Origin of the sequence: Fodinicola acaciae, from assembly GCF_010993745.1 — a bacterium.
Lineage (GTDB): Bacteria > Actinomycetota > Actinomycetes > Mycobacteriales > HKI-0501 > Fodinicola > Fodinicola acaciae.
In genome coordinates this window covers 432,754-455,144 of the sequence record NZ_WOTN01000004.1, presented here as the reverse complement: position 1 = coordinate 455,144, position 22,391 = coordinate 432,754, and the positions used below count along the sequence as shown (strand labels likewise).

25 protein-coding genes and 2 tRNA genes are annotated in these 22,391 nt (G+C 65.2%); 8 read left to right on the top strand and 19 right to left on the bottom strand.

Features of this window, described 5'->3' with window-relative positions; all coding sequences use genetic code 11:
* Positions 1–318: 318 nt before the first annotated feature.
* Both GNX95_RS37555 and GNX95_RS37550 read right to left on the bottom strand, forming a co-directional pair.
* Entirely contained in the window at positions 319–936 is a 618-nt protein-coding gene (locus GNX95_RS37555) for a hypothetical protein (protein WP_163512546.1), read from the bottom strand.
* A 961-nt stretch (positions 937–1,897) separates the two neighbouring features.
* Positions 1,898–3,265, bottom strand: a complete 1,368-nt coding sequence (locus GNX95_RS37550; RefSeq protein WP_163512545.1) for a hypothetical protein — start codon at positions 3,263–3,265, stop codon at positions 1,898–1,900.
* Between the two features lie 253 nt (positions 3,266–3,518).
* Between GNX95_RS37550 and GNX95_RS37545 the strand changes: the two genes are divergently transcribed.
* A tRNA-Phe gene (locus tag GNX95_RS37545) sits at positions 3,519–3,633 on the top strand.
* A gap of 201 nt (positions 3,634–3,834) precedes the next feature.
* Here GNX95_RS37545 and GNX95_RS37540 read toward each other — a convergent pair.
* The gene (locus tag GNX95_RS37540; RefSeq protein ID WP_222854244.1) at positions 3,835–4,797 is read right to left on the bottom strand and encodes a Fic family protein; all 963 of its coding nucleotides are present in this window, start codon (positions 4,795–4,797) and stop codon (positions 3,835–3,837) included.
* A gap of 302 nt (positions 4,798–5,099) precedes the next feature.
* A complete protein-coding gene (dcd, locus tag GNX95_RS37535) occupies positions 5,100–5,678 on the bottom strand; it encodes a dCTP deaminase (protein WP_163512544.1) in 579 nt (192 codons plus the stop codon).
* A gap of 74 nt (positions 5,679–5,752) precedes the next feature.
* On the opposite strand from dcd, the gene GNX95_RS37530 reads away from it, so the two are divergent.
* Positions 5,753–5,826: transfer RNA gene (locus GNX95_RS37530), tRNA-Gly, on the top strand.
* Here the strand turns inward: GNX95_RS37530 and GNX95_RS37525 are convergent.
* From GNX95_RS37525 to GNX95_RS37505, 5 genes are all read right to left on the bottom strand, one after another.
* Complete coding sequence (locus GNX95_RS37525) at positions 5,815–7,002, bottom strand: winged helix DNA-binding domain-containing protein (RefSeq protein WP_163512543.1); 1,188 nt, start codon at positions 7,000–7,002, stop codon at positions 5,815–5,817. The genes GNX95_RS37530 and GNX95_RS37525 overlap by 12 nt on opposite strands.
* A gap of 42 nt (positions 7,003–7,044) precedes the next feature.
* Positions 7,045–7,215, bottom strand: a complete 171-nt coding sequence (locus tag GNX95_RS37520; RefSeq protein ID WP_163512542.1) for a hypothetical protein — start codon at positions 7,213–7,215, stop codon at positions 7,045–7,047.
* Positions 7,216–7,299: 84 nt separating this feature from the next.
* A complete protein-coding gene (locus GNX95_RS37515) occupies positions 7,300–7,971 on the bottom strand; it encodes an alpha/beta fold hydrolase (protein ID WP_163512541.1) in 672 nt (223 codons plus the stop codon).
* 26 nt (positions 7,972–7,997) lie between these two features.
* A complete protein-coding gene (locus GNX95_RS37510; RefSeq protein ID WP_163512540.1) occupies positions 7,998–8,960 on the bottom strand; it encodes an aldo/keto reductase in 963 nt (320 codons plus the stop codon).
* A gap of 35 nt (positions 8,961–8,995) precedes the next feature.
* A complete protein-coding gene (locus GNX95_RS37505) occupies positions 8,996–9,466 on the bottom strand; it encodes a MerR family transcriptional regulator (protein ID WP_163512539.1) in 471 nt (156 codons plus the stop codon).
* A gap of 47 nt (positions 9,467–9,513) precedes the next feature.
* Between GNX95_RS37505 and GNX95_RS37500 the strand changes: the two genes are divergently transcribed.
* On the top strand, positions 9,514–9,912 hold the full coding sequence (locus tag GNX95_RS37500; protein WP_163512538.1) for a GNAT family N-acetyltransferase: 399 nt from the start codon (positions 9,514–9,516) through the stop codon (positions 9,910–9,912).
* Here GNX95_RS37500 and GNX95_RS37495 read toward each other — a convergent pair.
* Both GNX95_RS37495 and GNX95_RS37490 read right to left on the bottom strand, forming a co-directional pair.
* Complete coding sequence (locus GNX95_RS37495) at positions 9,896–10,543, bottom strand: class I SAM-dependent methyltransferase (protein ID WP_163512537.1); 648 nt, start codon at positions 10,541–10,543, stop codon at positions 9,896–9,898. The genes GNX95_RS37500 and GNX95_RS37495 overlap by 17 nt on opposite strands.
* 26 nt (positions 10,544–10,569) lie before the next feature.
* Positions 10,570–10,884, bottom strand: coding sequence for a hypothetical protein (locus GNX95_RS37490; RefSeq protein ID WP_163512536.1), 315 nt, complete (start codon positions 10,882–10,884; stop codon positions 10,570–10,572).
* A 224-nt stretch (positions 10,885–11,108) separates the two neighbouring features.
* Here GNX95_RS37490 and GNX95_RS37485 point away from each other — a divergent pair, with 224 nt between their 5' ends.
* Positions 11,109–12,641: an alpha/beta hydrolase gene (locus GNX95_RS37485; protein ID WP_163512535.1), complete on the top strand. Its 1,533-nt coding sequence runs from the start codon at positions 11,109–11,111 to the stop codon at positions 12,639–12,641.
* 70 nt (positions 12,642–12,711) lie between these two features.
* On the opposite strand, the gene GNX95_RS37480 is transcribed toward GNX95_RS37485, so the two are convergent.
* Positions 12,712–13,227 carry a hypothetical protein gene (locus GNX95_RS37480; protein WP_163512534.1) on the bottom strand — a complete coding sequence of 172 codons (516 nt, stop codon included), beginning with the start codon at positions 13,225–13,227 and terminating at the stop codon, positions 12,712–12,714.
* Positions 13,224–13,745 (bottom strand): SigE family RNA polymerase sigma factor, encoded by a 522-nt coding sequence (locus GNX95_RS37475; RefSeq protein WP_163512533.1) that lies wholly within the window; start codon positions 13,743–13,745, stop codon positions 13,224–13,226. Before GNX95_RS37475 ends, GNX95_RS37480 begins: the two co-directional genes overlap by 4 nt.
* A 122-nt stretch (positions 13,746–13,867) precedes the next feature.
* On the opposite strand from GNX95_RS37475, the gene GNX95_RS37470 reads away from it, so the two are divergent.
* On the top strand, positions 13,868–14,707 hold the full coding sequence (locus tag GNX95_RS37470) for a carbon-nitrogen hydrolase family protein (protein WP_163512532.1): 840 nt from the start codon (positions 13,868–13,870) through the stop codon (positions 14,705–14,707).
* On the top strand, positions 14,697–16,004 hold the full coding sequence (locus GNX95_RS37465; protein WP_163512531.1) for an APC family permease: 1,308 nt from the start codon (positions 14,697–14,699) through the stop codon (positions 16,002–16,004). Before GNX95_RS37470 ends, GNX95_RS37465 begins: the two co-directional genes overlap by 11 nt.
* On the opposite strand, the gene GNX95_RS37460 is transcribed toward GNX95_RS37465, so the two are convergent.
* From GNX95_RS37460 to GNX95_RS37445, 4 genes are all read right to left on the bottom strand, one after another.
* A complete protein-coding gene (locus GNX95_RS37460; RefSeq protein ID WP_163512530.1) occupies positions 15,950–16,870 on the bottom strand; it encodes a DNA-processing protein DprA in 921 nt (306 codons plus the stop codon). The genes GNX95_RS37465 and GNX95_RS37460 overlap by 55 nt on opposite strands.
* A 10-nt stretch (positions 16,871–16,880) precedes the next feature.
* Positions 16,881–17,447 (bottom strand): dihydrofolate reductase family protein, encoded by a 567-nt coding sequence (locus tag GNX95_RS37455; protein ID WP_163512529.1) that lies wholly within the window; start codon positions 17,445–17,447, stop codon positions 16,881–16,883.
* A gap of 69 nt (positions 17,448–17,516) precedes the next feature.
* The gene (locus GNX95_RS37450) at positions 17,517–18,431 is read right to left on the bottom strand and encodes an RNA polymerase subunit sigma-70 (RefSeq protein ID WP_163512528.1); all 915 of its coding nucleotides are present in this window, start codon (positions 18,429–18,431) and stop codon (positions 17,517–17,519) included.
* 15 nt (positions 18,432–18,446) lie between these two features.
* Positions 18,447–18,812 (bottom strand): winged helix-turn-helix transcriptional regulator, encoded by a 366-nt coding sequence (locus GNX95_RS37445; protein ID WP_222854243.1) that lies wholly within the window; start codon positions 18,810–18,812, stop codon positions 18,447–18,449.
* Between the two features lie 64 nt (positions 18,813–18,876).
* Here GNX95_RS37445 and GNX95_RS37440 point away from each other — a divergent pair, with 64 nt between their 5' ends.
* On the top strand, positions 18,877–19,338 hold the full coding sequence (locus GNX95_RS37440; RefSeq protein ID WP_163512526.1) for a TIGR03618 family F420-dependent PPOX class oxidoreductase: 462 nt from the start codon (positions 18,877–18,879) through the stop codon (positions 19,336–19,338).
* Here GNX95_RS37440 and GNX95_RS37435 read toward each other — a convergent pair.
* A complete protein-coding gene (locus tag GNX95_RS37435) occupies positions 19,302–20,570 on the bottom strand; it encodes an amino acid deaminase (RefSeq protein ID WP_163512525.1) in 1,269 nt (422 codons plus the stop codon). The genes GNX95_RS37440 and GNX95_RS37435 overlap by 37 nt on opposite strands.
* 104 nt (positions 20,571–20,674) lie before the next feature.
* Here GNX95_RS37435 and GNX95_RS37430 point away from each other — a divergent pair, with 104 nt between their 5' ends.
* Positions 20,675–21,844 (top strand): hypothetical protein, encoded by a 1,170-nt coding sequence (locus GNX95_RS37430; protein WP_163512524.1) that lies wholly within the window; start codon positions 20,675–20,677, stop codon positions 21,842–21,844.
* A gap of 135 nt (positions 21,845–21,979) precedes the next feature.
* Here the strand turns inward: GNX95_RS37430 and GNX95_RS37425 are convergent, their stop codons facing one another.
* Positions 21,980–22,384: a VOC family protein gene (locus GNX95_RS37425; protein WP_163512523.1), complete on the bottom strand. Its 405-nt coding sequence runs from the start codon at positions 22,382–22,384 to the stop codon at positions 21,980–21,982.
* Positions 22,385–22,391: the final 7 nt, after the last annotated feature.

Genomic DNA, 22,391 nt, shown 5'->3' with positions numbered 1-22,391 from the left:
CGTTGGTCTTGCGGGCCCTTATGTCGACGAACTCTACGCTTCAGGCAGATTGCCGATGCACGGATTTGCTGCGAGAGGTACCCGATCTCCACGAATAGCCACAATCGATGTCGGCGACCAATTGTTGGTTAAATTTAGTGACAAACATTGGATGGTTGCCGACCGTCATGGCGAGCTGGGACTCATGCGTTGGCGAACGACTCCCAACGGCTATCACATTGCCTCACGCGGAATGACTCTCCGATATCCCGATGCTGGAAGATTGCATGTTCGTCGTTTAATTGTCGACACCTCGGGTGTAACGGTCGACATTCAAGGTTATGTCGAATGACCCTGCCGCTTCATTTCGCCAGTTGAAGTATTAGTGGGCGGTGCAAGCTGCTGCTTATTATATATGCTCAACCAAGGTGACCAGTTGGTGATCGCATTAAACAACTCACTTTCCTTGCAAGGTAACGGAGGGTACTCAACTGGTGTTAGTGTCGGCCATAGCAACAGTCCGTGGAAGCGCTGTAGAGGTGGAAGCGGATTGAATCGATCGCCAGGGCGAAAAATGTAGGTAAGAAAAGCCACGCCATTAAGCATCAGGCAGCTGGCAAATGCTTGACGCTGACCGCCGCCTTGAATCGGATCGTACGTGACTACAGATTGCATTAGCTTGCAAACCTCACCCGGAGCGTAGGTCGCCAACCAAACCCGGGAATTCGCGAGTGGTGACGATGCAGTCATCAGCGCCTCACGAAGATCAGCGGAGATCCACGGCTCCTCGTTCTTCTCGTCGCGTAGGCTTGCCAGTTCGCTGGTCATGGCCGTCTTTGTCGTCCAGCGCGCTAATGTCGCAGCGTCATCCGCTGTGATCGCAACCGGGGTGGCGGCCCGCGTCGAGTCCATAAGCGCCAGCATGACCGGGCGAGATGCTGCTTCCAAGCTGCTCATCCACCCGTTGTTGCACGTCGAGCAGACCTTCCGCGTAACCTGATGGAGCAGCGTGCTTTGCGAGTCGTATCGTTGCCGACGCCTCTCCACATAAGCGCCCTCTTGCTCGTCAAAGTCGATTCCTAGGACTTCCGTTGCTCGTGGCCCCGGAAGCGGGCCAATGTGTTCATGTAGCCATTGGGCAAGTACGTGCTCTCTGCTCGCCTTCCCCGCTTGACCGCAGAACGCGCAGCGCCACCTCTGGCTTCGCTGGATCATTGTCGCCTGACTTTCATAGCCTGGTGCACCGTTATCTCTACCCGATGTTAGCGATGCAGTCCGACAGGACGATGCACTCAGATGCCAAGCCTCGACTGCTGCCGCTGCTGAATTGCTCTTTATTGGATCAAGGCGCGCCTCCGGCGCGCCCGGCCCGCCGCACCGCCGCTGCGGGCGGCGCTGGGGCGCCGTCCTCGGACGGCGGCCGTGCCGGACGACCGGAGCCACGCCCGCTCCGCACCAGAAGCACTCAGCACGACGAGCACCAGGCCGAGCTGCCGACCGTCCAGCCGCGCCGTACGTACTCGGGGGTCCTCGCCGGCCCCCGAACCCCCTGGCGCCTCCGAGAAGCCCTCGACGCATCCTGCGGTACGTGGCACTGGTTGGTCTTCCCGCCGGCACCACAGGCAAGCGGGCCGGGTCGTCAGGGTCAACCGACACCCCACGATTGACCCTGACGACCCGGCCCGCTAGGGCTACGCCTGCCGACGGGAAGACCAACCAGCGCTGTGGCTGATTAAGACCCATGCCGCCTATTTCGAGCTGGAGGCCTTCTCACGACGCGCCTGCGAGTTCGCAACCTTCGCCAACGCCTGCTTTACAGCATCAGCTGCGGCTTTGCGCGCTCTGCCTGCTTCGTTGGAGGTTGCGCCCTGCCTGCTACCTCCAGGCAAGGGAAGCGATGACGTGAACGTTCCCATCGTTAGTAACCTCCCCGAGAGTCCTGCGGGCATGGTACATGTTCCACGCCGTGTCGAACAGCCCAAAAGGGATTTAACGACAGATCAAAGTAGTGCTTGCGTTTGATCCACACGAAGCCGTCACCTGGAGATATGACGGCAACGTCGGTAGCGCCGCCGACCGTCTCAGACCTATCGATCGAGACGCGAGCACGGAGCGTAGCGAGATTGACTAGTGCTTCGGACAGCTCAGCAAGATCGCTCTTCGCCATGAAACGAGCGCCGGCTGATATTGGAGAAATTCTCGTATCCTCGTGGAAGCGGTTCATGTACTCAGCAAAGCTGTCCCAGATAGCGCCACCGAACGTTTCCAACGCCTCGTTCACAGCCTCCTCCTGAGCGTCCGTCAACGAGGCTCCAGTGTCACTTACGATCTTGGAGATTGCATGCGGCAATTTGGTTGTTACCTCACTCCAGAAGCTGCCAATTGCGTCCGCAACCTCGGGGTCAACGCCGGTTAGGAATAATTGAGCTTCAGCGCTTTGCGCGAACGGCATAATCATTGCGCCAGACTCTGAATCAACACTTCGTTTGAGTTGACCGAGGATCATCAAGCGATTGCCGACGACCCCACTAATTTTCATGTGACAGAGGCTGGGATACGGCTCACCTTGGCCGAATCCGGCCACCACCAGACCGGTCCACGACGGCGGATCAGTCGCACAAAGAAGGGCAAGGGTTGCCGCGTCACGCAGCTGTCTCTTGTGTTTCGCCAGGAGAAGGAATCCTTCGGCTTCATCTGGCATCAACTCAAGGATGGCTCGTCGTATCTCATTCAATTCGGCCGCTGGCAAATCCCGAGACCAGGGAGCTCGCTTCACTTTTTGCCACCCGACAAGGAGTCTGTCGAGCAAACTTTCGATTGTCTGTCGCTTGATCCCTTTCGTTAGTCGGATGCTTCTCTCAGTCGCCATGTGCTGTAAGTGCCCAGAGAATGTGTTGAGAAATTGGTCCACAAACGCCCGCATGAATGCTTCGAAGTACTCCACCTGCGCTTCAACGGGAAAGAAGCGGTCGGTGTTCTTAGAGAGAAAACTGATGAACCGCTCAAAGTAAGCATCTACCGAGTCGGCGACGCAATCTCGGTTCTCCTCGCGGAATAGCTTTATAAGCGTCTCCCATGGAACATCCAACAATTCGGCATTATTATAGATCATTATGCCGATGGGTCGGCCCTTAACTAACTCGAATAGCTTATTTGCATTAGAGTATATTTTCTGCCGATAGATCCGATTACCGTCTTTATCTTCGCCAACCTGCGTGACAGTTACGGCGCTGTCTGCAGCCAGCGCGATCGCCGACCGGTTCATGATCGCAATCTCAGCAGTCATACATCCTCCTACGAAGCGATCACACTCTTGCCCAGATCGAACACCGAGCGTAGGCGAGTGAGCAGCGTCACGTATGACTCTCGCCGTCAACTGATTGGTCACATCTCGTCACCTGTGACGACACTCGATTGATGACCATCGGCCCACGGACCCCTGCCGTGTGGACGTGCGGTGTGGGTCCTTGCTTTAGTCTTCGTAGTCTCAGTTTTGGTCTCATTCGTGAGCGTTCAGGGCCGTTCTCGGAGGTGCGGCCGAAGGAGTTTGCGCAGGTCACGGATGGTGGCGACCCCTGCTGAACGCATGGATGCGGACTTGGAAAGCGTGTTGGGGGCAACCCCTCACGAGTTCGAATCTCGTATCCTCCGCCACGCCCGCCGGTCAGCCTCCACACAGGCTGGCCGGCGTTCGTCGTTCTGGCGCTTCTTGGCCTTCGTCAGGAGGGCCGACCACTCGTGAGCGGGTTGAACGGACCTCGGTCCGTGTCGCGAAGACCCAACCTCAGTCCCATAGCTGCCGGGCAGCCGCCCATACGCAGGCTGGGCGGTGCGCGAGCCTCAGTCGATGGAGTCTCAATAGAGGTTGACCGCAGCCGCATGGGGATTGATCAATTCTGCCCGCTTCCCCATCAGGTCCTGTCGCTCTCGACGCAGGTCCTGCGTCGCAGCGTAGTATCGGCCTTTGGTCTCACCTCTCGCGATGAGAAGGCCCTTGTCGACCATCATTCGGAGATCGCGATTCGCCGTGCCCGTCTCGATTTCCGCGTCCTTTTCGTACGAGGTTCGTCGTACTCTGAACCCCATCACTGCCGGATAGAGAACGTTGAGCATCCGCGGATTCAAGCGCCTGGTTTCGACAACCTGCTCCAACCAGCTCCAGATCCGAGAGGCGTCGTCAACTCGCCGCAATACGGTCTGTGCCTGCATATGATGAGCGACTAAATTGAACTTTACCCATGTCGTTGTGTCGCGTTCTGGATGCCAGGAACCTCCACCGACCGACGCCAACACCCGGTAGTATTCGCTGGTATTCCGTCCAAGCCACTCCTCGATGCTGCTGAACTCTGGCGCGAGAATCTTCTCTCGCGCCAGAATCAGAGTCTGCTGTGCGCGCGCCATGCGCCCATTCCCGTCGCGAAATGGATGGATCATGACCAAATTCAGGTGAGCCATCGCAGCTCTGACGAACACAGGACAGTTATCGGAAACGGACTGTAGACCGGAAACAAGCTCTCGCATCAAACGAGGCACGTCGTCGCGATCGGGCCCCTCGTATACGGTGAGGTCTCGCTCATCATCATGCACGTATATCGGCCCGCGCCTGTATCGGCCAGGACTCTTCGTAAGATCATGCCCGAGCATCATGAAATGCAGACTTCGCAGCAATGATTCATCAAGGACAAATTCCGCGTCATCGGCTAGTTGCTGGATGTACGTCAGCGCGTTTCGATAGCCGATGATCTCCAGACTGGTGAGGCGATCTGCGTCAAGTGGCTCCTCGTCTTCCATGAGCGCCAACGCGTCGTCCAAGCTCACGTCGTAGCCTTCAATGCTGTTTGAGCCACGCACTGCGCGCGCCTTCAGGTTGCGTCGCAGCTGCCCCTTCCACCGTCGTGGTTCCCGCAGGTAGAGGCGCAGCTTGGCTCGGTAGCTCTCGATCTCGGCGACGACGCGCCGATCGTCCTCGTCCAGGTCGGGCGTCAGAAACAGCTGGAGCGAGTATGCGAGATTGACAAATCATCTGTCAAAGTTCACAGATGATTTGTCAATCTCGCCGCGATACGGTATGCGCGAAGGTACTCTGGGTGACGATTGAAGCTTTGTGTAACGAACCGTCCCTAGCGGGTGGGCCAAGTGCGCCAGGACTGGAACGAGCGGCTCGGGGTCGGGCCGCGCTGGCCCTGGTAGCGCGAGCCGTACTTGGTGCTCCCGTACGGGTGCTCGGCCGGCGACGACAGGGCGAACACGCAGATCTGGCCGATCTTCATGCCAGGCCACAGGGTGATTGGCAGGTTGGCCAGGTTGGACAGCTCCAACGTCACGTGGCCGGAGAAGCCGGGGTCGATGAAGCCGGCCGTCGAGTGGGTCACCAGCCCCAGCCGGCCGAGGCTCGACTTGCCTTCCAGCCGCGCCGCCACGTCGTCGGCCAGGCTGACGACCTCCAGCGTCGAGCCGAGGACGAACTCGCCGGGGTGCAGGACGAACGGCTGGTCCGGCTCGGTCTCCACCAGCGAGGTCAGGTCGTCCTGTTGCTTGGAGGGGTCGATGTGGGTGTACTTCAGGTTGTTGAAGACCCGGAACCAGCGGTCCAGTCGTACGTCCACACTGGAAGGCTGGATGAGCTCGGGTTCCCACGGATCCAGGCCGAGCCGGCCCTCGTCGATGGCCTTGAGCAGGTCGCGATCGGACAGCAGCACCCTAGTGAGCGTACTGATGGCCATCCGAGCCCGCCTGCGCGGGCCATGGTTGCTAAAGTGTCTGGAGCACTTCTGCGGATGTAGTTCAATGGTAGAACTTCAGCTTCCCAAGCTGACAGTGCGGGTTCGATTCCCGTCATCCGCTCCACTCGAGGTCCAGGGTGGTCGCGCCGCGCAGCGTGGCGACCGCTTCCGCTTCGTTCTGGAGCGCCTTCTTTCGGCTGGCGGGCAGTGACGAGAACGCACGCACGGCGATGGTCAGCTTGCGTCCGGTTTTGCGCGGTCGCCAGGTGCCGCTGACGGCGCCGTCGACGAGGAGGACGCCGGGATCGCCGAGCGTCTTCCAGATTTCCCGGTGAAACTTCTTGTCGGCGATGGACTCTCGATCGCGCAGTTGCGTGTACGGATCGCGCGGTGGAAGCAGCCGTACGCCTGTCGCCGGCGACGACGCCCGCAACGCATCGAGACTTTCGGTGAGAATCCAAGCCGGGCCGTTGACATCGACCGGAGTCAGCTCGTTTTCCACCGGATTCCACCACGGATCCACGTCGCCAGCGAAGACGCCCAGCCACGCGGCGAAATCCTTGCGCGTGGATGGACCGTAACAGCGCAGATAGCGGCGGAGCAGTTCGGCGCGGGCCGCGGTCGGGTCGATCTGGGGAAGTGAGTGGCCGAGCCATTCCTCGACGAGTACGAAAGGCGCCTTGTTTCCAGTGCGGGGCGCGAAACAGACGATGCCTTGCAGCGTGAGAATGCGGAGGCAGAAGTGGACGATGGCTTCCCCGAGCGGCTGGCCTTTCGCGTACGGCCCCTCCGCCTCCCAGATTGTCCTTTGTTTCCCGGGAAGTACGCTGGCGATGCGCGTGGCCGTCTCGGCGCCGAGTTCGTTGATCGCCAGCTGGCGGCCGGACAGGATGTCACCGATCCTGTCAGCGATCAGTCCGACCACCTCCGCGACGCTCATGCCGAGCCGATCGAGCGACTGCTCCACGCCAAGGATGAAATGACGTTGGGCCTTCTCGGTGACAGGGAGTACGCCGCTGGTGAACACTGACCCGTCAGCAGTGGGGAAATAGAACGGCGCTCCACGTACGCACCAGGTCTGCAGCAGGCTCTTCTCGCCGGCGACGGCCTCGTTCATCCGCTCTGACGTGACATTCTCGACCCTTGCGTGCAGGGCCAGCGATGCCGATCCGGGCGGGCTGTTCTGTACGCCGCACGCGCCAGCCGCGTCCAGCAGGGACTTCTCGCTCAGCCGGCCCGCGAGATGATGAGCGTTGAGCCGAAACGCGGCGATCTGGCTTTTTGTGACACTCTCCGCCATTGACGCATCGTACGTCTGGCGTCACATCACGACACTGTTTGATCACTTGGAGCCGAGCAGATAGAGGACGAGCAGCAGGGCCACGACCGCGAGCGCACCGAAGAACCAGCGGTTGTGCATTTTGCGGGTCGCCGGATGTCGATTGACCCACCAGCCCACAGCTCCGAAGACGAGAACAGCGAGTACGGCGACAACGACGATCGTCCCGAGCATGGCGCACTCCCCGACGTGGCTGCCTGTGACGTCGTCAATACTGTCAGATATCGGCCTCGATCGTGGCGCGATCGACAAAACTGGCTAACCGGTCGGCACGTCCAGCAGGATGTCGAGCAGGTCGTCGGCTGCTGCGGCCATGACGTCGTGGCCGACCGGCAGGGAATGTACGCGCCACCGTGGGTCTCGGAGCAGTCGCTCGTAGACCGCGGTGAACGGCGTCTCCGGCCAGCCCGAGAGATAGACGAAGTCACGGCGGCGGAGCTGCTCGCCGGCGCTGGTCAGCCGCGGTCGCTGCAGGAAAGACGCCAGCGGATGCGCCGTGCAGCGCGGGTCGGAACCGGCTGGCGGCGCCACGCTGAAGCCGTCCTGGCTGGCATTTTCCAGGAATATCCGGCGAAACGCGTCGCTGGTCAGCTGCCAGCAGGACTGGCCGTCCGCCGGCACGTACGCGTCGCAATAAACCGCCGCGTCGATCAGGTGTGGCACTCGGTCGGCGACGCCGGCGACGATCATGCCGCCATAGCTGTGGCCACACAGCACCGCGTCGGCGATGCGCTCGCTTTCCAACAGCGCCACCACATCCTGGACGTGGGTGTCGAGGTTGACCGTCGCCGCACCGAGATGCCCGCGGTCGCCGAGTCCGGTCGGCGTCACCGCGTACGCCTCGTGGCCGTGCCGGCGCAGTTGGCGCGCCAGCGGCTCGAAATACCAGCCGCCGCGCCACCCGCCCGGCACCAACACGTACGTCGCCATCGCGCCTCCCGGTCGTCCCCGCGACCTTAACCGGCAGCGCTTTCGCCGGAGACCCAGCTCATGTCGGGATAGCGGTCGCCGACCGGGCTCAGCTTGGACAGTTGCTCCAGGTGCTCCGCGGACAGCGACACGTCGATCGCGCCGAGGTTGTCGGCCAGGTACGTGCGGCGTTTCGTACCAGGGATCGGCACGACATCGGAGCCCTGCGCGAGCAGCCAGGCGAGTGCGACCTGGGCCGGGGTGGCACCCACCTCGGTGCCGATCGCGCGGATCTGCTCGACCAGTGCCAGGTTTGCCTCGAGGTTGTCACCCTGCCAGCGCGGCTGCGTACGCCGGAAGTCGTCGGCGGAGAGGTCGCGGGTGGCGCCGGTGAGCAGGCCACGGCCGAGCGGACTGTACGGCACGAGGCCGATGCCGAGCTCGCGAGCGGTCGGCACGATAGTGGTTTCGATGTCACGGCTGAAAATCGACCACTCACTCTGCACTGCGGTGATCGGATGGACGGCACTGGCACGCCGCAGAGTGTCAGCCGATGCCTCGGACAGGCCGAGGTGGCGCACCTTTCCTTGCGCGACCATGTCGGCCATCGCGCCGACCGTCTCCTCGATCGGTACGGTCGGGTCGACGCGGTGCAGATAATAGAGGTCAATCGTGTCGATTCCCAGCCGCCGCAACGAATTGTCGACAGCGGTCGCCGCGTACGCGGGTGAGCCGTTGATGCCGACGACATTGTTGTCGGCATCGGTGACAATGCCGAACTTCGTCGCCACGGTGACCTCGGACCGGCGCGTACGCAGGACTTCTGCGAGCAGTTCCTCGTTGCGGCCGTTGCCATACATGTCAGCCGTGTCAAGGAAAGTCACACCGCTGTCGATGGCCGCGTTGATGGTGGCCAACGATTCGGCGCGGTCGCCGGGGCCATAGCCGAAGCTCATCCCCATCAGGCCGAGGCCGAGCCGGGAAACGTCGAGATCGCGGATTTTGGGCATGACAAAGCCGTCCAATCAATTCAGGAAAAGGAAAACTAAAAGCCGCAGGATCCACCGTAGGTGGTGATCTTGTAGTCGATCACCGCCATGGTGAACCGCAGCTCGTCCAACTGACGCTGCACTTTGGCGCGGTGCCGGTAAAGCAGCTCCAGCCGCTGCTCTTCGGTGCCGGTCCCCTGCTCCACCAGGCGGATGTATTCGCCGATGTCGTTGATCGACATGCCGGACAGCCGCAGTCGCGTGATGAAGACGACGCGAGCCAGCGCCTCGCGGTCATAGCGGCGCTGACCCGAACCGCTACGCTCCACGTCGACCAGGCCGATCCGCTCGTAATAGCGCAGCGTGTGAGCCGACAGACCGAGCAGCTCGGCGGTCTGGCCGACGGTCAGCGGCAGGTCGCCCGCGTCGCCGGCGGTGACCGACGCGGCCAGCAGGTCGCGCAGGTCCGGCAGGCCGTCCTCGGCGGCCCTGGTGATCAGGTCGTTGAGCTGCTCTGTCGTGGTCACGGAAAACACGCTAGGCCTTAGAGTGCACTCAAAGTCAAACTGTTCGCATGACGATCACAATCGCCGTACGGGAGGCGACGACCGACGACGCGCTCAACGAGCTGTTCGCCGCGTCGTGGCCAGGCCATCGGCCGCGGTCTTTCGCCGGCATCCTGGAAAGAAGCCTGCTATGGGTGACCGCCGCACGCCGCGACCGGCTGGTCGGTTTCGTGAACGTGGCGACCGACGGCGGCATCCACGCGATCGTCCTGGACACGACAGTGCATCCTGACGAGCGCCGCAACGGATTAGGCGTACGGCTCGTACGCGCGGCTGCCGTCGAGGCGAAAGCGCGCGGAGCGCGGTGGCTGCACGCCGACTATGTGCCGCACCTGGAAACTTTCTATGCTCGGTGCGGATTCCGGCCAACGAAGGCCGGACTTGTCGATCTCACGAAGCCGTTCTGACCGCGACACCACGGATGGTCGGTCGTACGGTGGGAAAACCCATCGGCAGAGTGCCGTGTTCCAGCCGCTCGACCGTCAGCGGTGACGCGTCGAGCAGGTCCTCGGTGCGGCGATTGGGGTGGCAACCGGCGGCGACGTACGCGTGCGGCACCTCGACCAGGTCCTGGAGACTGCCGAACAGCGACCGATCCCGTACGTGCTCAAGGAAAAGATAGCGTCCACCGTCTCGCAGGACCCGGTGGATCTCGCGCAACGCCGCGGCCGGGTCAGGGATCGTGCAATGCACATACGCGGCGACGACGGTGTCGAAGCTGGTGTCGTCGAAGGGCAACGCCTCCGCACCGGTCTGCACCAGGTCCCACGAGCCGACCGGCGGCGGCGTGGCCTCCAGCCGTTTGCGCAGGTGCTCGACCATGTACGGGCTCGGCTCGCTGACGACCAGCTCGGTCACCGCGGCCGAATAGTGCGGCAGGTTGTAGCCGTTGCCGGCGCCGATCTCCAGCGTGCGGCCGGCGGCGCCGGTGAGCAGCTCGTGGCGGATCGCGGCACCGCCGGCCCGCTCGGACAGGCCCATCACGCACGGATACCAGGCGGCGAAAAGCCGCTCGTTCAGTCCCCAGGCATCCCGCATATCCCCACTCAACCACCCGTACGAGCTCACCGTGCGGATGGCCAGTCGTGGTCGAAGATCGGGAATCGGTCGGAGGAAAGCCGCGATCCATAGAAAACCGCGCTGTCCGGGCCGAGCGACTCGTCGTCCTCGCCGCGATCCTGTTCCCAGACCGGCGACCACTCGACCCGGAAGGCCTGTTCGAGCCGGTGCGCGACGGCGTCCGCGACCTCCGGGATGTCCTCGTACGCGACGGCCATCCGCAGCGTGAACTGCGCGTGCAGCTCGCAGGCGATCAGCTGTCGCAGCCGCACCAGCTCCGGCGGCAGGTCCTCGTGGTCCCACAGGTCGCGGTTGCGCATGGCAGCCACCGTCGACCCATCCGCGTACGCCGTCAATGCATCAGGTCACAACTTTGCCTGTCCGCGCCGAAACGGTACGCACACGGGGACGTACCGGGACAACCGAAAACCAATTTTCTTTGATCAACCTCGGAAAACGCGATTGTCTGGCAGCATCCTCATCCGGCGATGGCCGACCAGATCGGTGCGGTACGCCAGGAGGGGATGGTTCTATGAGGAGAATCATGGTGGCAGGAGCGGTGGCCGCGATCGGCGCCGGCGTCCTGACCAGCCCGCTCGCTGCCACGGCGGCTCCGCAGGCCGGTGCGAGCAGCGTCAACTGGGGGTCGTGTCCGCCTGGCTATTCGGCGACGCTGCAGTGCGCCACGCTGCAGGTGCCGCTGGATTACGCGCATCCCGGCGGAAAGAAGCTCAGCGTCGTCATCAGCAGGGCCAAGGCGACCGGTACGGCGGCCGAGCGGCAGGGTGCGCTGCTGGTCAACCGCGGCGGTCCCGGCGGCACCGGTGTCCAGTACGCGCAAAGCGTGCAAAACCGGCTGCCTGACGCGCTGAAGAAGGCGTACGACGTCATCGGTTTCGACCCGCGCGGCGTCGGCCTTTCCTCGCCGATCTACTGCGTCGACCCGGACACGTTCTACAAAGGCCCGCTGCCGGAGCCGATCCCGAGCTCGCGCCGCGACCTCGCGATCAACACCGGCCGTGCCGCGTACTACGCGCAGGGCTGCCTGAAGAACGGGCCGGACGTCAGGTTCATCAACACCGCGAACACGGCTCGCGACATGGACTTCATCCGCGCCGCGCTCGGTGAGCGCAAGATCAACTATCTGGGCTACTCGTACGGCACCTACCTCGGCTCGGTCTACGCGTCGCTGTTCCCCGACAACGTGCGCCGGTTCATCCTGGACAGCGCGGTCGACCCGACCGGTGTCTGGTATGACGACAACCTCGGCCAGAACGTGGCGTTCGACAAGTCGTTCCACGAGTTCCTCCGCTGGACCGCCAGCAACGACGCCGTCTTCCACCTCGGCAAAACCGAAGGCGCGGTGTCGAAAAACTGGTACGCCGTACGCGCCGCGGTGAAGAAGAAGCCGGTCGGTGGCGTGCTCGGCTCCGCCGAGTTCGACAACATCGGCTCCGGCGCGATGTACGCCGACAGCACGTGGCCGGGCCTTGCGCAGGCGGTCAGCGACTACGTGAACAAGCACGACGACAAGGCGCTGGCCGACCAGTACGGTCCGACCGACCTGGCCGGTGAGAACGGCAACGCGATCTACACGACGGTCGGCTGCAACGACAAGGCGTGGCCGCACAACCTGCAGAAGTGGTATGCGGACGCGGCTCGGCAGTACAAGAACTATCCGTTCCTGGTCTACGGCAACATGTGGTTCAACCTGCCGTGTGCCTTCTGGCCGTACAGCGCCAAGCAGGCGACCAAGGTCAACTTCCGCGGCGACATCCTGGTCATCAACGCCACCGGTGACCCGGCGACGCCGTATCCGGGTGCGCTCAACATGCACAAGGCACTGCGTAACTCGCGCCTGGTGACGGTCACCGGCCAGTGGAACCACGGCCAGTATCTCTACCAGTCGAAGAACACCTGCACGATGGGCTATGGCACCGACTGGCTGCTCAACGGCAACCTGCCGAAGAAGGACGTGAGCTGCGTCGGTGACCCGCACCCGACGCCGACCGCGGCCGCCGCCAAGAGCGCGGCGAAGGCGGCCACCGCGAACGACCGGCCAGGTCTGCCGCGGTAGGAGCGTGACAATCGGATTCCGATTGTGGCGTACGAGGTGGGGTGGTCCGGCCGGACCACCCCACCTCTGTTCAGGACCGCGATGGCGCGGGTCCAGGGTCCGCCGGCGCCGACGCCGACGGGTGGGGGTTGGCCGGTGACGGCGCCGACGGTGACTGTGACGGGGCTGGCGGCGACACCGATGGTGACGTCGATGGCCGCGGACCGCCGGGATGCCCGGGACTCGGCGGCGGTGACACGCTCGGCGAGCCGGGCGGCAGGTCCGGCGACGGCGATGCCGACGGCACCGGCGGACACGGTGACACCGGTGCCGGCCCGCTCGGACCGGCCGGCGCCGACGGAGTCGCCGAGGCCACGCAGCTCGGTGCGGGCCGCGGGGTCGCCGGCACCGGCTTGCCGGCGGTCGCGGCGAAGGCGAGCGGCGCACTCAGGCCGATCGCCGCGACCGCGGCGGCGCTGGCGACCGCGACGGTGAGCTTGCGACGGGTCGCGCCGCGGACTGCTTTATTGGTGAGATCCAACGGGACTGCCTCCTGGGAGAGTTCGCGCAGCGCCTCCCTGATCGCGTCCTCCATCGGTGAAGTCATGGCGTGACCTCCTCGAACGTGGTCATACGCGCGAGTTCTGGCGCGAGCTGGCGGAGCCTGGCGACCGCTTTGGCCGTCTGGCTGCGTACGGTGCCGACCGAGCAGCCGAGTGCGTCGGCGACCTGCGTCTCGGAAAGATCCTCGAAATAGCGCAGCACCAGCACGGCGCGCTGTTTGGCGGTCAGCCTCAGCAACGCCTGCCGGGTCTGCATCCGCAGGTCCGACTGGTCGCTCGGGTCGGCGAGTGGGGTGTCGGGCAGTTCGTGGACGGTGGTCTCCCGGCGGCGGGCCGCCCGCCGCCACCAACTGACCTGCTCGTGATACATGACCCTGCGCACGTACGCCTCGGGATCGTCCCGCTGCAGCGTCCGCCACCGCACCATGGCCTTGGTGAGCGCGGTCTGCAGCAGGTCCTCGGCGGCGTGCTGGTCACCGGTGAGCAGGTACGCGAGGCGCATCAGGGCCGGAGTCCGTGCCGCCACGAACTCCGCGAACCGCTGCTTGGCCGCCGCGTCCATGCCACCCCATCTGTAGGCCTACACATCTAGAGACGTTTCACCCCGGCGGATCTATGTCGGTGTGTGTCCACATTCTGTCCTCCGTCTGGCGGGACGCCGGTCGGCTCGTCATGCTGATCGTCATGGCTCGCTGGTTGCCTTTCGCGCTGGTCCAAGCGGAGCCGGTCGCCGGCGAGTCGGCGTTCGCGGCCGACGTGGCCGAAGTCGTGGAACGCTTTCCGCAAACCCGGTTGTTGGTTTACCCGGAGTTGCATCTTTTCCGTGACACCGCGCGTAATCCGGACGCGGCCGAGCCTTTGGGCGGTCCGCGCGCGGCGATGCTCGCTGAGCTGGCCGGCGACCTGAGAATCTGGCTGTTGCCCGGCACGCTGTGCGAGCGAGCCGGCGACGCCGTCTACAACACCGCCGTCCTGTTCTCGCCGACCGGCAAGCTGGCCGCGGCCTATCGGAAGTGTTTTCCGTGGCGGCCGTACGAGCCATACCGGCCAGGCACCGACTTCGTCGTCGTCGACCTGCCCGACCTTGGCAGGGTCGGACTGTCGATCTGTTACGACGCCTGGTTTCCGGAGGTGTCCCGGCAGCTGGCCTGGCTCGGCGCCGAGGTGATCATCAACCCGACCCAGACGACCACCAGCGACCGCGCACAGGAAGTGGTGTTGACCAGGGCCAACGCGATCGCCAACCAGGTTTACGTGCTGAGCCCCAACGCGGCCGCGCCGACCGGTGTCGGCCAGAGCCTGGTGGTCGACCCGGAGGGCCGCGTACGCGTCGCCGCCGGCCGCGCGCCGGAGGTGCTGACCGACGTGCTGGATTTCGACGAGGTGGCGCGCGTACGCCGCTTCGGCACGGCTGGACTGAACCGGATGTGGGACCAGTTCCGGCCCGGTGACGCGGCGCTGGAGCTGCCGGCCTACCGCGGCCGGATCGACCCGGAGACCTGGAGGGGGCCGCATGAGCAGTGACCTGAACCGTACGCTCACGCTCGGACCGCTGGTGCTGTTCGGCCTGGCGTACATGGCGCCGATGATCGTGCTCGGCACTTTCGGTGTCCTGGACCAGGATTCCGGCGGAGTCGTGCCGACGGCGTATTTGTTGGCGTTGGTGGCGATGCTTTTCACGGCCATCAGCTATGGCCGGATGTCGCGCGCCTTTCCGGTGGCCGGATCGGCTTACACGTACACGCGTCGCGCGATCGACTCACGCGTCGGTTTCCTGGTCGGCTGGGCCGTGCTGCTCGACTATTTCTGGCTGCCGACGGTCATCTGGCTGATCGGTGCGTCGTATCTGTCGACGGCCGTTCCCGGTGTGCCGACCTGGCTGTGGATCGTCCTTTTCATCGTGTTGACAACGATCCTCAACGTGCTCGGCCTGAAGCTCGCGACAAACGTCAATCTGTTGTTGATGGCGATGCAGGTGCTCGTGCTGCTTTTCTTCGTCATCCTCTCGTTTACGCACACCAGCGGCGGCCTGTCGACGATGCCTTTCTGGCATGCCGGTGCGTCGGTGTCCGGGGTGGCCGCCGGTGCCGCGGTCGCCGCGTATTCCTTCCTCGGATTCGACGCGATCACCACGCTCACCGAGGAAACGCTGGACGCGAAGCGTACGGTCCCGCGCGCGATCGTGCTCGTCACGATCATCGGTGGCGCCATATTCGTGATCGCCTCGTACGCGACCCAGCTGGTCGCCTCGACGGTCCACGTCGCGCATCCCGACTCGGCCGCGTACGAGATCGCCGGCGTGATCGGCGGCCGGCTGTTCGCGGCGGTTTTCCTCGCCGGACTGGTGATCACCCAGTTTGCCTCCGGCATCGCCGCGCAGGCCAGCGCGTCCCGGCTGCTCTATGCGATGGGTCGCGACTCGGTGCTGCCGAAGCGGGTTTTCGCCTTTCTGAGCAACCGGTTCCACACCCCATTGATCAACATCGCGATCATCGGTTTCGTCGGGCTGATCGGCGTTTTCCTGGACATCTCCACGGCCGCGTCGTTCATCAACTTCGGCGCCTTCACCGCCTTCACGTTCGTCAACCTCTGTGTGATCGCGTTGGCGATCCGGCGCCGTACGCTCACCGGCGCGCGCGGCTGGCTGCTCAACCTGGTCGTGCCGCTGATCGGTGCCGCGGTGGATGTGTGGCTGCTGACCAATCTGGATCGCCAGGCGATCATCATCGGTGCCTGCTGGCTGGTGCTCGGTGTCGCCCTGCTCGCCTATCTGACGCGCGGTTTCCGCCGGCCACCGCCGGAGGTCACCTTCTCCGAATAGCCGCCGAGGACGTCTTCGATCGTCTTCACCACTGTTACGCCGGGCCGGCGCGCGTACTTGCGCGCCCAGTCTTCCGAATCGACCAACGAGGACAACAAAAACAGTCGCTTGCCGTGCTGGAGTGCCAGTCTGGCCTGCATTTTCGCGCCGCTGGTGGCCGATGCCTCGATGACGACCGTGCCGGTCGCCAGGCCGCTGGTGACCGCGTTGCGCAACGGAAAAGTCGTGCGCTGTGGCGGAGTTTCCAGCCAGAACTGCGACATCACCGCGCCACCGGACCGGATCCGAGCGGCCAGGCCACGGTTTTCCTTGGGATAGACCGGTCGCAGGATGCCGTGGCCGAGCACCGCCAGCGTACGGCCGCCGGTCTCCAACGCGGTCAGGTGTGCGGCTGTGTCGATGCCGCTGGCCAAACCGGACACGACCGTGACACCGGCCTCGACCAGACCGGCGGTGAGCCGGCGGGCGCGGCGCAGGCCGTCGTCGGAGGCGCCGCGGGTGCCGACCACGGCGATGGCGCGCGCGTCGGCGGCGGACAGTGTGCCGGCATACCAGAGAAACGGTGGCTTGTCGTGGATCGCGCGCAGGTTGACCGGATAGTCGTCGTCGAGCACCGTGACGAGCCGGACCCCGCGCTCGGCGGCGTCCTCGATCCGCTCGGCCATCGCCGGGAGGCTGGTCGACCCGGCGCGATCCTGGAGCACCGCCACGTAATCGCGGTGCTGCTCCGGGATCGGGCCGTGACCGTGCCGGATGGCCAGCGCGCTGCCAGCATCTTCGATGGCCGCCGCGGTCCGCCACCACGGGCCGGGCGACGCCTCGGTCAGCGCGAGGACCGCCACCTGCTCCGCCAGTCTATCGAACATATGTACGACATTAGCCGGCGGGGGTGACAGTCCGGCCGAAGCGGGTGAGGACGGCGGCGCCGGCCGGCTCGGCCGACAGGCACTCCAGATACGCCGCCGGCGAGCCGGCCGGAAAGAGCCGGTCTCCGCCGCCGAGGATGGTGGGGAAGGTCAGCAGCCGGTATTCGTCGACCAGGTCCTCGGCCATCAGCACGTGGACGACGCTCAGGCTGCCGGTGATGACCACATCCCGCTGCTCATTCCTGATGGCGTCGATCAGGTCGCCGTCGATGACCCGCGAGTTGGACCATGCCGAGGTGTCGGTGAGCGTACGCGAGGCGACCAGCTTGGACGCCGCGTTCATCCGCTGAGAGAACGGGTCGTCGCGGCCCGGCCAGAGCCGGGAGAACAGCTGCCAGGTGGTGCGTCCGAGCAGCATCACGCCGTCGTCGAGGACGCTGCCGAGGCGAAACTTGTCGCCGGCGACCGTCTCCGGGCCGTGCCGGAAGGCCCAGCCGCCGGCCGGGGTGCCGGCGGAGCCGTCCGGATCGGAGACGATGCCGTCGAGGGTGACGAACTGGATGACGATGACGCTCATGGCGGGTGTCCCTTCGTTGGATGGTCACCCGTACCTACCGGCGACACTCGCCGGACTCATCGCGCCAGATCAAGAAATTCGCCGGGGCAGCTCGAAAGCCTCGAACACGCGTGGATCGGCGAACACCACGTTGTGTGTCACCTGGCCCTTGGCGACCGTGAGGACCTGCAGCGTGTGGAGCTGGTGACCGCCGCCGGGCTCCGATGCGTACGCGGCGAACGCCGGCTGGCCGTTGGCGGTCAGTTGCCTGGTCAGCCAACCGGTCCCGCGCATCTGGAACACGCGGTCCATGAACAGGCCATAGTCGCGGCTGCCGCGATACCACAGCGGCACTGGCGGCATCTCCAGCACGGCGTCATCGGTCAGCAGCCGTACGAGCGCCGGCACGTCGGCCGCCTCGAACGCCTGCGCGTACCGGTGAATCACGGCGCGCGCGTCGGGATCGTCGGGCTCCTTGAGGTCGCCGAGTTCTCCCGCGCCGGCGAGTGCCGCACGGGCTCGCTGGAGCGCGCTGTTGACGGCCGCGACGGTCGTTTCCAGCTGCGCGGCGACCTCGCCGGCGCTGAACTCAAGCACCTCGCGAAGCACCAGGACGGCACGCTGGCGCGCCGGCAGCACCTGCATCGCCGCGACCAGCGCCAGCCGCAGGTCGGTCCTCGCCTCGGTGTCCGTACGCGCATCCGGAAACGGCTGCAACCAGGGGATGTCGAGCGCCGGGGTGAGCGGCGCCCGCGGATCGTCGCTCGGCGCGCCGAGCCCGGACGGCAGCGGCCGCCGCGTACGGCCCTCAAGTGCGGTCAGGCAGACGTTGGTCGCGATCCGGTAGAGCCACGTGCGCACCGACGCGCGCGTCGGGTCATACCGGTCGCGGGCCTTCCACGCGCGGACCATGGTCTCCTGCACCAGGTCCTCCGCCTCGTGAAACGAGCCGACCATCCGATAGCAGTAGGCCAGCAGCTCGCCACGGTACGGTTCGAGATCCATCGGCCCATCATGCAGTCAGATCGCGGCCGGCACCTTGGCCAGCGACTCCTGCGCGTCGAGCACGGCCTCTCCGTTGTCGATGGCCCAGTCGGTGAGCACCGCGACCGGATGCAGCAGGGTCTGGCCGAGCGGCGTCAGCGCGTACTCGACCCGCGGCGGTGCCTCACGATAGGCACGTCGCTCGATCAGCCCGTAGCTCTGCAGTTTTCGCAGCGTCTGCGTCAGCATCTTGCGCGAGATGCCGCCGATCAGCGCGACCAGGTCGCCGTGCCGGCACGGTCCGCGGGACAACCCGGCGATCACCACGACGGCCCACTTGTCGGCGATGATCTCGATCGCCAGTCGGGCCGGACAGTCGGCCAGGAAGATGTTGGCGTCCATGCCGAAACGGTAGCCGGGCCTTGAGGAACCGCCAGGTAACAATCGGATTCCTAGGCTCGCCGACATGCGGCTTCCAGAGACCACTCATCGCCTTTTCGAAGGCGCACACAATGTCGTACTGACCACCGTCAACCCCGACGGCAGTCCGCAGACCTCCCTGCTCTGGGGCGCCAGGGACGGCGACCAGATCGTGATGGGAATGGGCAAACACATGCCGAAGGTGCGCAACATCCGGCTGAACCCGAGGGTCAGCGTGCTGGTCGAGGACGACCAGAAGGACGAGCGCGGCCTCAACCAGTATCTGCTCGTCTACGGGACGGCGACGATCGTCGGGCCGGACATCGCCGACGACTACGCCGAGCTGATGGACGCGGAGGCCAGGCGCTATCTCGGCGTCGAGGAGTTTCTGCTCGGCCCGCGCCGGCCCGACCCGGACGCGGTGATCGTCCGGGTCACGCCGCACCGGATCACCGGCAACGGACCCTGGGCTCAGAAAAACGTACGCACGGCGTCGACGACCCGATAGCCGGCGTCCACGACCGGGATCAGCCGCCACTTGTCGAACGCGGTGCACGGATGGGAGATGCCGAAGGACAGCAGGTCTCCCGGTTTGATGTCCAGGTCCGCGTACGACAGGTAGGCGTGCTGGTCGTTGAGCTTCTCGACGGTCGCGCGACCGGCCACCCCGGTCTGCGTGCCTGTCGCGTCGGTCCAGGTCAGCGGGGTGGGTAGGGTCTGGTCGTACGGCACGTCGCGCTTGCCGAAGCCCACGATCGCGCGGCCTGGCTCGGGAGTCGACAGCACCTCGCCCCAGACCTCCAGGGCCGGTTGCAGCGATGGTCCGTCCTGGCCGGCTCGCAGTGGTGAGGTGACCTCGTACGAGCCGTGGTCGTGGGTCAGGTAACAGCCGCTGCGCAGGACCGTACGCACCGGCTTGCTGAGCGTGCCGATGCGCTCCGCCGCCGCCACGACGCGGTCGAAGTAGGAGCTGCCGCCGGCGGTGAAGACAATCTCGTCGCCGTCGAAGTGTCCCGCCTTGTCGATCTCGCCGAGCAGCTCGACCATCCGGCTGAGCACGTCGTCGACCTCGGCCAGCGTCTGTGGCTCGCGGTTGGAGCCGGCGACGCCCTCGAAGGCCTCCACGCCGGCCAGCCGCAGCGCCGGCGAGGCGGCGATGCTCGCGGCGACCTTCAGCGCCTCGGCGTGGTCGCGTACGCCGGCGCGGCCGGCCGGCATGCCGACCTCCAGGAACACCGGCAGCTGCCGGCGTACGCCGGCGAGCAGCGCCGTCATCCGGTCGACCGTGTAGCTGGAATCGACCAGGCAGAACATCTCGAACTCCGGATCGGCGTCGAGCTGCTGGCCGACCCAGCGCAGCGCGGCCGGGTTGACCAGCTCGTTGGCCAGGATGATCCGGCGTACGCCGAAGGACCGCATGATCCGCGCCTGGCTGGTCGTCGCGGCCGTGACACCCCAGGCGCCGGCGTCCAGCTGGCGGAGGAACAGCTGCGGCGCCATCGGCGTCTTGCCGTGCGGCGCCAGCGAGACGTTGTGCTCGGCGCACCAGTCGGCCATCAGCTTCAGGTTGTGCTCGAGCGGCTCCTGTTTGAGCACGAGCACCGGGAACATGAAGTCGGTCAGCTGCCAGCCGGCGGACGCGACCGTGCCGATCGTGTGCGTCGTGTCGGTCGCCGGAAAGCCTTTGTATTGAGCGTCGATCGGCTCGCGGATCAGCTGCTCGTACGAAGCGGTCCTCACCCGGAGCACTCTCTCATGCGCCCGTCTGCATCGATACCGGCCGACCGGATCAGGACCACACCAAAGTGTCGGTCCGCGCTGGCCCAGACCCTAGCATCCAGGCCATGGACGACATCGCGGAGAGATACATAAAACTCGTGCTGGCGCTCGGACGACACGACCCTGACTATGTCGACGCATACTACGGACCGGCGCATTGGCGAGAGGACGCTGAGCATCTGACGCCCGCGCAGATCGGCACAGCGGCTCGTGCCGCGGCGGCCGAGTTGCCACCGGACAGCCAGCGCGGCCGGCAACTCGCCGGACAGCTGCGCGCGATGGCCGCGCGTGCCGACATTATCGGCGGCGCGACGCCGAGCTTCGACGAGGAGTCGGCGGCCATCTACGGCGCCGTCGACCCCGGCCACACCGAGGAGGAGTTCGCGGCCCTGGTCAGCGAGCTGGACGACGTACTGCCTGGAACCGGCACCGCGGCCGAGCGATACGCCGCTCTCGCGCGGAACGTCGTGGTGGACCCGGACAAACTCGAGCAGGCCGTCAAGGTCGCGATCGCCGAATGCCGTGAGCGTACGGTCGCGCGGCTGGACCTGCCGGACGACGAGAGCTTCGACCTCGAGCTCGTCACCGGCCAACCCTGGAGCGGCCAGAACACCTATCTCGGCGGCGCACGCAGCCGGATCCAGGTCAACGTCGACATTCCGATCCACATCGACAGGGTCCTCGACCTGGCCGGCCACGAGGGGTATCCCGGCCATCACGTGGCCGGTGTCCTGCACGAACAGCGGTTGGTGGCCGAACGCGGCTGGCTTGAGTTCACCATCTATCCCCTCTTCAGCCCGATGGCGCTGATCCTGGAGGGGACCGCGATGCTGGCCGTCGACGTCGCTTTTCCCGGCACCCAACGACTCGACTACCTGCGCGAGGTCCTTGCCCCGCTGACCGCGCTCGATCCGGCGCAGGTGACCGACTACCACCGGGCTCGACGGATCGCCGAACGCCTCGACTTCGCCACCAATGAGGTCGCTCGCCGGCACCTCGGCGGGACCATGGACGAGGCTGAGGCGGTCCGCTGGCTTACCGCTTACGCGTTGATGACACCAGAGCAGGCAACGAAAAGGCTCGACTTCATGCGTCGCTATCGCGCCTACGTCATCAACTACAACCTCGGCCGCGAGGTCGCGCGCGCCGAGCTGGACGCCCGCGGCGGCACCATGGACGACCCGGCCAGGCAGTGGGAGGCGTTCGCGGATCTCATCCTGACACCGGGTCGTTGAGGTCCACTTTCAAGCTCAACTTTTCTTGCTTGCATACATTCCACACGAACCCACCCCCCACCCGATCTGGGTGGGGGCCAACTTTGGCGGGTGCGTACGACGGTTTCGCGCCGGACCGGCGGATGGTGAGCAGAGCTAATCGGTCACGTCGGCGACGTGTTGGGAGAAGCCCCACTGATGGCCTTCGAGATCCTCGACCAGATAGTTGCGGTCGCCGTAGGGCTTGGTCTCCGGCTCGGCGATCACCGTCGCGCCGGCCGCCCTGGCGCGGGTGAAGTGGCTGTCCACGTCCTCCACGTACACGTGCACGAGGTGGCTCGCCTCGCGTGGCACCTGGTAGTCCGGCGATGGACAGCCGAGCATGACCACGGCGTCGCGGAAGGAGACCTCCGCGTGCGAGATGTCGCCGTCCGGGTTTTTCGTCCGCGTGCGCTCGGTGAAGCCGAAGGCCTCGGTCAGAAAATCGATGGCCGCGGCGACGTCGCGGTAGTAGAGGTACGGCGTGATGACCGGATAGCCAGCCGGCGGACTTTGCACCATGGTGATC